Consider the following 13,018-nt stretch of genomic DNA (forward strand, 5'->3'; position numbering starts at 1 on the left):
CCTGCGCAGCACGTCGTCCCGGGTGTCGCAGCCGTTGCGCCCGCCCAGGGCGTCGGTCTCGTCGGACCAGTGGCGGGGCTCTTCTCGCCGTCCCCGTGATGGCACCCGGCGGCCGACAGCACGGCCGCAAAGGCGATGAGCGGAGCCCGACGTCCCATGTCCCGGAGCGTAGCCGGCGGCCCGGCCGCTACGACCCGCGGAGCCGTTCGCGGACCTTCTCCACCACGTCCGCGTACCGCGCCTCGGCGCCGTACCGGGTCGGTTCGTAGTACCGCTTGCCGTGGATCTCGTCCGGCGCGTACTGCTGCGCGGCGATGGCGCCGGGGACGTCGTGCGGGTAGACGTACCCGACGGCGTGGCCCAGCTTCGCCGCGCCCTTGTAGTGGCCGTCGCGCAGGTGCGTCGGGACGGAGCCCGCCAGGCCGGCCCGTACGTCGGCCAGCGCGGCGCCGATGGCGGTCGTGGCGGTGTTCGACTTGGGTGCCAGGGCCAGCGCGATCGTCGCGTGCGACAGGGTCAGGGCCGCCTCCGGGAAGCCGATCATCGCCACGGCCTGGGCGGCGGCCACGGCCAGCGGCAGGGCCGTGGGGTCGGCCAGACCGATGTCCTCGCTCGCGGAGATCATCAGGCGGCGCGCGATGAACCGGGGGTCCTCCCCCGCGTCGATCATCCGCGCCAGGTAGTGCAGCGCGGCGTCCACGTCGGAGCCGCGGATGGACTTGATGAGGGCGCTCGCCACGTCGTAGTGCTGGTCGCCGTCCCGGTCGTAGCGCACGGCCGCCCGGTCGACCGCCTCCTCGACGGTTTCGAGGGTGATCTCCTCCTCGCCCTTGGCGATGGCCGAACCGGCTCCCGCCTCCAGCGCCGTCAGGGCCCGCCGGGCGTCACCGCCGGCGATGCGCAGCAGGTGGGCCTCCGCCTCGGCCGACAGGGTGACGGCCCCGCCCAGGCCCCGCTCCTCCTCCAGCGCCCGCTTCATCAGGGCGCTCAGGTCGTCGTCCGTCAGCGGTTCCAGCGTCAGCAGCAGGGAGCGCGACAGCAGCGGGGAGATGATCGAGAAGTACGGGTTCTCCGTGGTGGCGGCGATGAGGGTCACCCAGCGGTTCTCCACGGCCGGGAGCAGCGAGTCCTGCTGGGCCTTGCTGAAGCGGTGGATCTCGTCGAGGAAGAGGACGGTCTCCTTGCCGTACCCGCCGGCCGCGCGCCGGGCGCCCTCGATGACCGCCCGTACCTCCTTCACGCCGGCGGTGATCGCGGACAGTTCCACGAACCGCTTCTGCGTCGCCTGGCTGACCACGTACGCGAGGGTGGTCTTCCCGATGCCCGGCGGGCCCCAGAGGATCACCGACGAGGCTCCGGCCGGGCCTCCGGCGCCCTCGCCGACGAGGCGGCGCAGCGGCGAGCCGGGCTTGAGCAGGTGCTGCTGGCCGACGACCTCGTCCAGGGTGCGCGGGCGCATCCGGACGGCGAGCGGAGAGCTCGACGGGTCCTTCTCCTGGCGGTCCTCGGCTGCGGCGGTGAAGAGATCTGGTTCCACACGGGAAGCCTATGCGAGCCCACCGACAGCGCCGTCGGGCTCCGTCGGGCTCAGGAGGTCCAGAAGTCCCACCAGCGGGTCAGGATCAGCATTCCGATGATCCCGACGTGCAGGACGGGCACGACCCACGTGAACTCGTCGAAGAAGGCCTTCAGCCACCCGGGGGCGGGCAGCAGCCCCTGCCGGACGTTGTGCGAGGTGACGTACCAGAACATGACGATGGTGGCGACCCAGGCCAGGCAGCACCACAGGCACAGCGAGTTGATGTTGTACAGCGACTGGTACGTCAGCCAGGCGCAGAAGACCACGCCGAAGAGCGTGCCGGCGTTCAGGGTCAGCCAGTACCAGGGCCGGAAGCGGGCCCCGGCGAGCAGGCTCATGCCGACGCAGACCACGATCGCGTAGGTCACCAGGCCGAGCATCGGGTTGGGGAACCCGAAGACGGCCGCCTGGTCGCTCTTCATGATGTTGCCGCAGGAGACGATCGGGTTGAGGCTGCACCCCGGCGTGAAGTTCGGGTCCTCCAGCAGCTTGAACTTGTCGATGGTGATCACCCAGGCGGCCAGCAGTCCGGCCGCTCCCGTGATCACCAGAAGGAGCGCCAGGGCCCGGCTGCCGCCGTGGGTCCGGGCGGCGTCCGCGTCAGCACCTGTTGTCGTCATACCCGCCCGCTCCGCATCTGCAAGGTCATCAAGCACCGGCCATTGTGCCGTACGGGGCTGTGCGTCCACCGTTCGAAGGACATAAGGAGGCGCCTGCCGGGGGTCCGGGGAACGCGAGGGGGCGGGGTCGGGGATCGCTCCCCGGCCCCGCCCCCTCGGGCGGCCTCGATCAGGCCGACGTCTCGATCAGGCCAACCTGGCGCGGAGCACGTCCACCAGGTCCGTCAGGGCCACCGGGCCCTGTTCACCGGACTGCATGTCCTTGAGCTGCACGACGCCCTCGGCGAGGTCGCGCTCGCCCAGGACGGCCGCGAAGCGCGCCCCCGAGCGGTTCGCGTCCTTCATGGCGCCCTTGAGGCCCTTGCCGCCGAACGCGAAGTCGGCGGCCACGCCGGCCCGCCGCAGTTCCGTGACCTTGCCGAAGAGCACCCGGCGGGCCTCCTCGCCGAGCGCCACGCCGAAGACGGAGGTCGCGGCGGGGATGTCCAACGTCACGCCCTCGGCCTCCAGCGCGAGGACCGTCCGGTCCACGCCCAGCGCCCATCCCACCGACGGCAGCGACGGGCCGCCGATCATCTCGGACAGGCCGTCGTAACGCCCGCCGCCGCCGACCGCCGACTGCGAGCCCAGGCCGTCGTGCACGAACTCGAAGGTGGTCCGGGTGTAGTAGTCGAGGCCGCGCACCAGCTTCTCGTCGTCCTCGAAGGCGACGCCGGCCGCCGTCACCAGCGCCCGCACCTCCTCGTGGTACGCCTTGCACGCGTCGCAGAGGTAGTCGCGCAGCATCGGCGCCCCGACGAGCTGCTTCTGCACGTCCTCGCGCTTGTCGTCGAGCACCCGCAGCGGGTTGATCTCGGCCCGGCGCACGGTCTCCGCGTCCAGGTCGAGCCCGCGCAGGAAGGTCTGGAGCGCCTCCCGGTAGACCGGGCGGCACTCCTTGTCGCCCAGCGAGTTCAGCAGGACGCGGAAGTTGCGCAGGCCCAGCGTGCGGTACGCCTGGTCGGCCAGGATGATCAGCTCGGCGTCCAGGGCCGGGTCCTCGGAACCGATGGCCTCGGCGCCGACCTGCGAGAAGTGGCGGTAGCGGCCCGCCTGCTGGCGCTCGTAGCGGTAGTAGGAACCGGAGTACCAGAGCTTGACGGGCAGCAGACCGGCCTTGTGCAGGTTGCCCTGGAGCGCCGCGCGCAGCACCGACGCGGTTCCCTCGGGACGCAGGGCGAGCTGGTCGCCGCCCTTGGTCGTGAGGGTGTACATCTCCTTGCTGACGATGTCGGTGGACTCACCGACGCCGCGCGAGAAGAGCTCGACGTTCTCGAAGCCGGGGGTCTCGACGTACCCGTAGCCCGAGTTCCTCAGCGGACCCGAGATCGCCTCGCGCACCGCCAGGAAGGTCGCGGAGCGGGGGGGCAGCAGGTCGTACGTGCCCTTGGGGGCCTGAAAAGTACTCACGAAACTCTCGTCACATTCCTCGTCGTGGAGTGGCGTTGCCGGCTCCGCGGTCCGGGCCGCCGGCGGCGACTTCCCGCAGGTACGGGTTGGTCGCGCGTTCGCGCCCGATGGTGGTCTGGGGACCGTGGCCGGACAGCACCACCGTCGAGTCGTCCAGCGGCAGGCACACGCGGGCCAGCGACCGGAGCATCTCGGGGTGGGAGCCGCCGGGCAGGTCGGTGCGTCCGACGGAGCCGGCGAAGAGCAGGTCACCCGAGAAGAAGACCGGCGGAACGTCGACCGCCGCGGGCATCCCGAACGTCACCGACCCCTCGGTATGCCCGGGCGCGTGGGCCACCGAGAAGTCCATCCCGGCCAATCTGAGGGCGGCGCCGTCGGCCAGCTCCCGGACATCGTCCGGCTCGCCGATGGTCAGCTCGCCCATGAGCGGCATCCCGATGGACCGGCCGAGGGCCTTCTCCGGGTCGCTCATCATGTAGCGGTCGGCGGGGTGGATCCAGGCCGGCACGTCGTGCGCTCCGCACACCGGGACCACGGAGGCCACATGATCGATGTGGCCGTGGGTGAGGACGACCGCGACGGGCTTGAGCCGATGCTTCTTCAGCGTGTCCTCGACGCCCTGGGCGGCCTGGTGGCCCGGGTCGATGATCACGCACTCCTCACCGGCGGCGGGGGCGACCACATAGCAATTGGTCCCCCAGGCCCCGGCGGGGAACCCGGCAATCAGCACGTTCGTCCTCAATCGTCGTCCGATGGGGGCCACGCAAGCGGCCGCGGATGAGATTCCGCTGCTCAGAGCCTACCGGCGCCGCTCATTACACAGCGAACCCATATACGGTACGGCCTAGCCCAGCCCGGACAGCGGTACCAGAGACGCACAAGGAGACGACCGGTGGTCACGAGCGATCAGCGTCGGCGACAGCTCGCCAGGGAGAAGTACGAGCGCCAGCGGCAGAACCGGGCCGCGGCCCGGCGCAAGGCGCGCCGCAACATGGCGGTGATCGGTGCGGCGGTGGCCGCGGTCGTCGCCACGTTGGTCGGCCTGGTGGTGGGAGGCGTCTTCGATTCGAAGGACACGAAGGCGACCGATCCGACGGACACCCCGTCGTCCTCGCCGTCGCCCAAGCAGTCGCCCCCGGCGATGGCGATCGACCAGAAGGCGAAGTACACCTTCGACCTGAAGACGAACGCGGGCGCGATCACGTTCGAGATGGACGCGGCGAAGACCCCGCAGACCGTCAACTCGTTCAAGTCGCTCGCCGACAAGGGCTTCTTCGACAAGACGAAGTGCCACCGTCTGGTGACCGGCTCGATCTTCGTGCTCCAGTGCGGCGACCCCGAGGGCACCGGAACGGGCGGCCCCGGCTACACCATCCCCGACGAGAACCTCGACTCCCTCGGCAAGCCGAACGCCCAGGGTCAGGTCGTCTACCCGGCCGGCACGGTGGCGATGGCGAACACGGGTCAACCGGGGAGCGGCGGCAGCCAGTTCTTCCTCGTCTACAAGGACAGCCCGCTGGCTCCCTCCTACACCCCCTTCGGCAAGATCGACGCGGCCGGCCTGAAGGTCCTGACGGAGATCGCCAAGGCGGGAACCGCCGACGGGGCCCCGGACGGGGCCCCGAAGAACGGTGTGACCATCGAGAAGGGCGTCGTCACCAAGAACTGACCGAGGACCGAGTGACCGGCGGCCCGAACCCGGCCGGCCTCCCTCCCGTGCGTCGATATTCCGTCGTGCGGGATGCGGACAGCCGGCCCGGCGGTCGCCTATGTTGGCGTTGTGCAGGGCGGGCGCGGCCCGCCCCCAGGAAACTGTGGACGATGCCCAGGGGGTGAACCCCTCGCAAGGCATCAGGTGGAGGAGGCGCTGTGAGCAGCGACCCGTGGGGCCGAGTCGACGAGACCGGCACCGTGTACGTGCGTACTGCCGAGGGCGAGCAGGTCGTCGGCTCGTGGCAGGCGGGCACCCCTGAGGAGGCCCTGGCCTACTTCGAGCGCAAGTACGAGGGCCTGGTGGTCGAGATCGGCCTCCTCGAACGGCGGGTGCGGACCACCGATCTGTCCGCCAAGGACGCCCAGACGGCCATCGATCATCTGCGGACGCAGTTGGACGAGCACCACGTCGTGGGTGACCTCGACGCCCTGCGCGCCCGGCTGGACAAGCTGGTCGCGACCGTGGACTCGCGGCGCGAGGAGCGCAAGGTCCAGAAGGCCAAGCAGGCGGACGAGGCCCGGGTGGCCAAGGACGCCCTGGTCGTCGAGGCCGAGGAGTTGGCGCAGAGCGACCAGTGGCGCAGTGCCGGTGAGCGGCTGCGCGCCCTGGTGGACATCTGGAAGGGCCTGCCCCGGCTGGACCGCAAGTCGGACGACGAGCTGTGGCACCGCTTCTCGCACGCCCGCTCCGCCTTCTCCAAGCGTCGCAAGGCGCACTTCGCCTCGCTCGACGCGCAGCGCGAGGACGCCCGCAAGGCCAAGGAGAAGCTGGTCTCGGAGGCCGAGTCGCTGTCGAAGTCGACGGACTGGGGTCCGACGGCCGCGCGCTACCGCGAGCTGATGGAGAGCTGGAAGGCGGCCGGTCGGGCGCAGCGCGAGTCCGAGGACGACCTGTGGAACCGTTTCCGCGGTGCGCAGGACGTCTTCTTCGCCGCTCGCAGCGAGGTCTTCGCCGAGCGCGACGCCGAGCAGACGGAGAACCTCAAGCTCAAGGAGGAGCTGGCCGACGAGGCCGAGAAGCTCGTCCCGATCACGGACCTGAAGGCGGCGCGTGCCGGCTTCCGTTCCCTGAACGAGCGCTGGGAGGCCATCGGCCACGTACCGCGCGACGCCCGTCCCAAGGTCGAGGGTCGGATGCACGCCGTGGAGCGGGCCATCCAGGAGGCCGAGGAAGGCGAGTGGCGTCGTACGAACCCGGAGGCCCGGGCGCGTGCGGCCGGTCTGACGGGTCAGCTCCAGGCGGCGGTCGACAAGCTGCGCGGGCAGGTCGACGCGGCGCGGGCCGCGGGCAACAACGCGAAGGCCGACAAGCTGTCCCGTGAGCTGGAGGGCCGTCAGGCGCTGCTGGACCAGGCGCTCAAGGGCCTGGAGGAGTTCGGCGGCTGACGCCGGCTCGGCACGTGCGAAGGGCACCACCGGAATCGTCCGGTGGTGCCCTTTCGGTGTGCGGCCCCGGGGGCCGTGGGGCCCGTGTGCCTACGGCCTGCGGGCCGAGGTCACGCGGTAGACGTCGTAGACGCCCTCGACGCCGCGTACGGCCTTCAGGACGTGCCCCAGGTGCTTGGGGTCGCCCATCTCGAAGGTGAACCGGGAGGTGGCCACCCGGTCGCGCGAGGTCTGCACGGCCGCCGACAGGATGTTCACGTGCTGGTCCGACAGGACCCGGGTGACGTCGGACAGCAGTCGGGACCGGTCCAGCGCCTCGACCTGGATGGCGACGAGGAAGACGGAGGACTGGGTCGGCGCCCACTCGACTTCCAGCATCCGCTCGGGCTGCTGGGAGAGGGAGTCCACGTTGACGCAGTCCGCGCGGTGCACGGACACGCCGCTGCCCCGCGTGACGAATCCGATGATCGGATCGCCCGGCACCGGGGTGCAACAGCGGGCCAGCTTGACCCAGACGTCGTCCACGCCCTTCACGACCACGCCCGGATCGGCGTTGTTGCGGCGCTTGGCCTTGCCGCGCGCCGGCGGGATGCTCTCCTCGATGTCCTCGTTGGCGGCCTCCTCGCCGCCGAGGGCCTGCACCAGCTTCTGTACGACGCCCTGCGCGGCCACGTGGCCCTCGCCGATCGCCGCGTACAGGGAGGAGATGTCGGGGTAGCGCATCTCGTGCGCCAGGGTGACGAGGGAGTCTCCCGTCAGGATCCGCTGGATCGGCAGGTTCTGCTTGCGCATGGCCCGCGCGATGGCGTCCTTGCCGTGCTCGATCGCCTCGTCGCGGCGCTCCTTGGAGAACCAGGCGCGGATCTTGTTGCGGGCCCGCGGGGACTTGACGAAGCCCAGCCAGTCCCGGGACGGGCCGGCGCCCTCGGCCTTGGAGGTGAACACCTCGACCAGGTCGCCGTTGTCGAGGGTCGATTCGAGCGGTACCAGCCGCCCGTTGACCCGCGCCCCTATCGTGCGGTGCCCCACCTCGGTGTGCACGGCGTAGGCGAAGTCCACCGAGGTGGCGCCCGCCGGCAGCGCTATGACGTCGCCCTTGGGCGTGAAGACGAAGACCTCGTTGCGGGAGAGGTCGAAGCGCAGCGAGTCCAGGAACTCGCCCGGGTCCTCGGTCTCCTTCTGCCAGTCCAGCAGTTGCCGCAGCCAGGCCATGTCGTTGACGGTGTCCTGGCCGGCGCTGCCCTTGGCGGCCTGCGGCACGTCGGTGCGCACCTTGGAGGTGCCGGCGACGGTCTGCTGCTTGTACTTCCAGTGGGCGGCGATGCCGTACTCGGCACGGCGGTGCATGTCGAAGGTGCGGATCTGGAGTTCGACCGGCTTGCCGCTGGGCCCGATGACCGTCGTGTGCAGCGACTGGTACATGTTGAACTTGGGCATCGCGATGTAGTCCTTGAACCGGCCGGGGACCGGGTTCCATCGCGCGTGCACGGTGCCGAGGGCCGCGTAGCAGTCCCGGACGGTGTCCACAAGGACCCGGATGCCGACCAGGTCGTAGATCTCCGCGAAGTCGCGGCCGCGCACGATCATCTTCTGGTAGACGCTGTAGTAGTGCTTGGGCCGGCCGGTGACGGTGGCCTTGATGCGGGCGGCCCTGAGGTCGGTCTGCACCTCGTCCGTGACGACGGTGAGGTACTCGTCGCGCTTGGGCGCCCGCTCAGCGACCAGACGCACGATCTCGTCGTACATCTTGGGGTAGAGGATCGCGAAGGCGAGGTCCTCCAGCTCCCACTTGATCGTGTTCATGCCCAGCCGATGGGCCAGGGGCGCGTAGATCTCCAGCGTCTCGCGGGCCTTCTTCTCCTGCTTCTCCCGCTTGAGGTAGCGCATGGTGCGCATGTTGTGCAGGCGGTCCGCGAGCTTGATGACCAGAACCCGGGGGTCCTTGGCCATGGCGACGACCATCTTGCGCACGGTCTCCGCCTGCGCGGCCTCGCCGAACTTGACCCGGTCGAGCTTGGTGACGCCGTCCACGAGCAGCGCCACGGCGTCGCCGAAGTCGCGTCTGAGCTGGTCCAGCCCGTACTCGGTGTCCTCGACGGTGTCGTGCAGCAGGCCCGCCATCAGCGTCGCGGGGTCCATGCCCAGCTCGGCGAGGATGGTGGTCACCGCGAGCGGGTGCGTGATGTACGGGTCGCCGCTCTTGCGCTTCTGGCCGCGGTGCCAGCGCTCCGCGACCTGGTACGCCTGCTCGATCTGGCGCAGCGTCGCCGACTCGATCTTCGGGTCGTTGCCGCGGACTATGCGGAGCAGGGGTTCCAGCACCGGGTTGTACGGGTTGGAGCGCTGTACGCCGAGGCGCGCGAGCCGGGCGCGCACCCGGTTGGAGGACCCGGCCGGCTTCGCCTGAGCGGGCTTGACCGGCGGGGCCGGCGGGGGCGTGGCTGCGGCCGCCGCGGCCTCCTCGGGCTGCGGGTCGGGCTGCGCGGCGGAGATGGGCTGGACCTCGTCTGGCAAGAGCGCTCCTCGGGGGTCCCCCCGGACGGAGTCTGGGGGAGGGTCCGGTGCCCCGGTCAGGTCCGGACAACCCATGGTAGCGAGGGTTGCGCCGGCTCGTTCCCCTCGGCCCCGGCTCCCCCGCCGTCGCCCGGGCCCACCCGGGCCCGCCCGCGCTCGGGCCCGCCGGACCCCCGGTGAAGTGCGCCGCGCGCCCCCGGAACGCCGGAGCGGGCGGTGCACCGGGATGTCCCGGTGCACCGCCCGCTCCGTGTGGCGCAGGGCCGTCAGACCACGATCAGCGCGTCCAGCGGAGCGCCGTCGAGTCCCGGCTCCAGCCGGGCGCGGCCCGGCAGGAACGACAGTTCCATCAGGACGGCCACGCCGGCGACCTCGGCCCCGGCGCGCCGGATCAGCGAGAGCGAGGCGTCGGCCGTGCCGCCGGTCGCCAGGACGTCGTCGATGACCATGACCCGGTCACCGCTCGACAGGTCCTCGGCGTGGACCTCGATCTCCGCGGTGCCGTACTCCAGCTCGTACGACTGCGAGAGCGTCGCCCCGGGCAGTTTGCCGGCCTTGCGTACGGGCACGAAGCCGATCCCGGCCTGGACGGCCACCGGGGCGGCGAGGATGAATCCGCGCGCCTCCAGTCCGACGATCTTCGTCGCGCCGTACCGGACCGCCAGGTCCACCAGCGTGTCCGTCAGGGCCGCGAAGGCCTTCGGGTCGGCCAGCAGCGGGGTGATGTCCTTGAACATCACCCCCGGCTTCGGGTAGTCCGGGACGTCCTTGATCCGGCTGAGCAGCAGCTCGCGCACCTCGGGAGCACACGCGGTCATCGGCGCCGCCGTCCGTGGCCCTCGGCCACGACCTGCGGGGAGTCCTCGGAGGCCGGGCCCCCGTCGACGGACTCGCCCTTGGCCGCGGCGGCGGCCCGCTTCGCGAGCACCCGCTTCTTGAGGGCCTTCATGGCGGGCTCGCGCTCCTTCAGGTCCACGACCAGCGGGGTCGCGATGAAGATCGAGGAGTACGCGCCGGCCGCGAGACCGACGAACAGCGACAGCGAGATGTCGTTGAGCATGCCCGCGCCCAGGAAGCCGCCGCCGATGAAGAGCAGGGCCCCGACCGGGAGCAGCGCCACGACGGTGGTGTTGATCGAGCGGACCAGCGTGCCGTTGATGCTGCGGTTGGCGATCTCGCTGAAGGTGTAGCGGGTCTGCTTCGTGATGTCCTTCGACCCCTCCTTGAGACCGTCGAAGACGACGACGGTGTCGTAGAGGGAGTAACCGAGGATCGTGAGCAGGCCGATCACGGTGCCCGGGGTGACCTCGAAACCGACGAGCGCGTACACGCCGACGGTGATGGTGAGGTCGTGGATCAGCGCGACCAGCGCGGCGACCGCCATCCGCCACTCGAAGGCGATGGCGAGGTAGATCACCACCAGGACCATGAAGATGGCGAGGCCCGTCCAGGCCTTGTTCGCGATCTGCTCGCCCCAGCTCGGGCCGACCAGGTCCGCGTTGATGTCGCCGACCGGAACCTTCAGCTCGGCCGCCAGGTCCTTCTTCACGTCGGCCGCGGCGGCGGTGTCCAGACCGGAGATCTGGATGCGCATGCCGCCGGTGCCGAGTTCCTGGACGATCGCGTCGTGCCCGGAGGCCTTCTCCGCGATCTCGGTCGTCTGGGCGACGGAGGCCACCGGCTTCGGGGTGGTGAAGACGGCACCGCCCTTGAATTCGATGCCCATGTTGAGGCCCTGGACGGCCAGGGCCACGATCGCCGTGATGGTGATCAGGATGGAAACGCCGTACCAGAGGAAACGCTTGCCGACGAAGTCGTAGCCGACCTCACCGCGGTACAGCCTGGCGCCGAGATCTCCCAGCTTCGACATCTCTCACGCCTCCTTCGAGTCGACGGGGGCGGACACGGTGGCGGCACTCGCACCGGTACCGGTGCTGCGGGACCGGCGCAGCGGGGGCTTGGCACCGAGCCGCTTCGGGTCCAGCCCGGACCACGGATGGCCGCTGGAGAAGAAGTTCGTACGGGCCATCAGGGTCATGATCGGCTTGGTGAAGAGGAACACCACGACCACGTCGAGCAGGGTGGTCAGACCCAGCGTGAACGCGAAGCCCTGGACCTTGCCGACGGTGACGATGAACAGCACCGCGGCGGCGAGGAACGACACGAAGTCGGAGACCAGGATGGTGCGTCGGGCCCGCGGCCAGGCGCGCTCCACGGCCGGACGCAGGGTGCGGCCCTCGCGGATCTCGTCACGGATGCGTTCGAAGTACACGATGAACGAGTCCGCCGTGATGCCGATCGCGACGATGGCACCACAGACGGCGGGCAGGTTCAGCGCGAACCCGATGCCCTTTCCGAGGAGCGCCATGATCGTGTAGGTGAGGATCGCGGACACCAGGAGACTGACGATCGCGATGAACGCCAGGCCGCGGTAGTAGACCAGCAGGTAGATCACCACGAGGAGCAGGCCGATGGCGCCGGCGATCAGACCGGCCTTCAGCTGCTCGCTGCCGAGCGCGGGGGTGACGGTGGTGACGCTGTCCTCCTGGAAGGAGAGCGGCAGCGCGCCGTACGAGAGCATGTTGCCCAGGTCCATGGCGGACTGCTGGGTGAAGCCGCCGGAGATCTGGGCGTTGCCGCCGGTCAGCGCCTGGCTCACGGACGGGTCGGAGATGACCGAGCCGTCGAGCACGATGGCGAACTGGTTCTGCGGCATCTGCTTGGTGGCGAGCTCACCGGTGATCTTGGCGAACTTGTCCGCGCCCTTGTCGGTGAACTGCATCGTGACGATCCACTCACCGGTCTGCGGGTCGATCTCGCCCTTCGCCTTGTCGACGTCCTGACCGTTCACGCCGGCCGGGCCGAGCACCCACTTGCCCCAGGTGTCGCCGCGCTTGCCACAGGCGAGCATCGGGTCCTCGGGCTTGGCGCCCTTGCCGGCCTCGGCGCGCTGCGCCGGGTCGGCGCAGTTCAGCGCCGCGAACTTGGCCTGCAGGTCGGCCGCGGCCGCGTCGGCGCCCGACGGGACCGGCGCCGGCGTCGTGGCCGGGGTGGTGGCCTTGTTGTCGTCTGCCTTCTTCGATCCGCTCGCCGACGGCGTGGGAGAGGGGGCGCTCGGGGCCTTGAGGGCCTCGCTGAGCGCACGGCCCTGGGAAGTGGCGCTGGACGACGGGGTGGCCGACGGCTTGCCGTCTTGGGCCTTGGGGGCGCCGGAGCCGCTCGCGGAGGGCTTCGCGGACGGGGAACCGGACGGAGTGCCGGACGGGCTGCCGGACGGGTTCGGCGTGGCGTCGGGCGCGACCGGCTCACCGCCGGTGAATGCCAGGACCGGGCGGAAGTACAGCTGGGCGGTGGTACCGACCTGCTCGCGCGCCTGCTGCTCGTTCACTCCCTTGGGGATGTTCACGATGATGTGGTCGCGGCCCTGCGTCTGGACCTCGGCCTCCGACACGCCGAGACCGTTGACACGGCGGTCGATGATGCCGACCGCGGTGTTCATGTTGGTCTCGTTGATCGCGTCCGGCTTGCCGGGCTCGCTCTTCGCCTTGAGCGTGATGCTCGTACCGCCGGCGAGGTCGATGCCCAGTCGGGGAGTCGTCTGCTTGGAGATGAACATCCCCGCGGTGAGCGCCACCATCGCGATCAGGATGATCGCCAGGGCGCGCCCCGGCCTCCCCTGAGCCCCCGTGGGCCGCCGGCCCTTCTTCGGTGCTGCCACCTTGTCGTATCTCCCTGTCCAACCGCCCCGCGCCGGGTC

General features: G+C 70.5%; 10 protein-coding genes. 2 read left to right on the forward strand and 8 right to left on the reverse strand.

The window, feature by feature from the left end; genetic code table 11:
- Positions 1-187: 187 nt before the first annotated feature.
- The 4 genes from ACIRO3_RS17165 to ACIRO3_RS17180 all read right to left on the reverse strand — a co-directional run bounded on the left by ACIRO3_RS17165 (position 188) and on the right by ACIRO3_RS17180 (position 4,378).
- Positions 188-1,537 carry a replication-associated recombination protein A gene (locus tag ACIRO3_RS17165; protein ID WP_361783220.1) on the reverse strand — a complete coding sequence of 450 codons (1,350 nt, stop codon included), beginning with the start codon at positions 1,535-1,537 and terminating at the stop codon, positions 188-190.
- A 50-nt stretch (positions 1,538-1,587) separates the two neighbouring features.
- Entirely contained in the window at positions 1,588-2,199 is a 612-nt protein-coding gene (locus ACIRO3_RS17170) for a vitamin K epoxide reductase family protein (protein WP_361783217.1), read from the reverse strand.
- A 186-nt stretch (positions 2,200-2,385) separates the two neighbouring features.
- Positions 2,386-3,648, reverse strand: a complete 1,263-nt coding sequence (hisS, locus tag ACIRO3_RS17175) for a histidine--tRNA ligase (protein WP_361783214.1) — start codon at positions 3,646-3,648, stop codon at positions 2,386-2,388.
- 10 nt (positions 3,649-3,658) lie between these two features.
- Positions 3,659-4,378: an MBL fold metallo-hydrolase gene (locus tag ACIRO3_RS17180; RefSeq protein ID WP_404137293.1), complete on the reverse strand. Its 720-nt coding sequence runs from the start codon at positions 4,376-4,378 to the stop codon at positions 3,659-3,661.
- Positions 4,379-4,540: 162 nt separating this feature from the next.
- On the opposite strand from ACIRO3_RS17180, the gene ACIRO3_RS17185 reads away from it, so the two are divergent.
- Together ACIRO3_RS17185 and ACIRO3_RS17190 are read left to right on the forward strand one after the other, a co-directional pair.
- Entirely contained in the window at positions 4,541-5,317 is a 777-nt protein-coding gene (locus ACIRO3_RS17185) for a peptidylprolyl isomerase (RefSeq protein WP_404137296.1), read from the forward strand.
- Positions 5,318-5,517: 200 nt separating this feature from the next.
- A complete protein-coding gene (locus tag ACIRO3_RS17190; protein ID WP_361783205.1) occupies positions 5,518-6,747 on the forward strand; it encodes a DUF349 domain-containing protein in 1,230 nt (409 codons plus the stop codon).
- A 90-nt stretch (positions 6,748-6,837) separates the two neighbouring features.
- On the opposite strand, the gene ACIRO3_RS17195 is transcribed toward ACIRO3_RS17190, so the two are convergent.
- The 4 genes from ACIRO3_RS17195 to secD all read right to left on the reverse strand — a co-directional run bounded on the left by ACIRO3_RS17195 (position 6,838) and on the right by secD (position 12,979).
- Positions 6,838-9,261 carry a bifunctional (p)ppGpp synthetase/guanosine-3',5'-bis(diphosphate) 3'-pyrophosphohydrolase gene (locus ACIRO3_RS17195; RefSeq protein WP_366000877.1) on the reverse strand — a complete coding sequence of 808 codons (2,424 nt, stop codon included), beginning with the start codon at positions 9,259-9,261 and terminating at the stop codon, positions 6,838-6,840.
- A 266-nt stretch (positions 9,262-9,527) separates the two neighbouring features.
- Positions 9,528-10,079 carry an adenine phosphoribosyltransferase gene (locus tag ACIRO3_RS17200; RefSeq protein ID WP_361783199.1) on the reverse strand — a complete coding sequence of 184 codons (552 nt, stop codon included), beginning with the start codon at positions 10,077-10,079 and terminating at the stop codon, positions 9,528-9,530.
- Positions 10,076-11,131: a protein translocase subunit SecF gene (secF, locus tag ACIRO3_RS17205; RefSeq protein WP_366000876.1), complete on the reverse strand. Its 1,056-nt coding sequence runs from the start codon at positions 11,129-11,131 to the stop codon at positions 10,076-10,078. Before secF ends, ACIRO3_RS17200 begins: the two co-directional genes overlap by 4 nt.
- A 3-nt stretch (positions 11,132-11,134) precedes the next feature.
- Positions 11,135-12,979: a protein translocase subunit SecD gene (gene secD, locus ACIRO3_RS17210; RefSeq protein WP_404137300.1), complete on the reverse strand. Its 1,845-nt coding sequence runs from the start codon at positions 12,977-12,979 to the stop codon at positions 11,135-11,137.
- Positions 12,980-13,018 lie beyond the last annotated feature (39 nt).

Origin of the sequence: Streptomyces sp. NPDC102278 (assembly GCF_044766345.1) — a bacterium.
Taxonomy (GTDB): domain Bacteria; phylum Actinomycetota; class Actinomycetes; order Streptomycetales; family Streptomycetaceae; genus Streptomyces.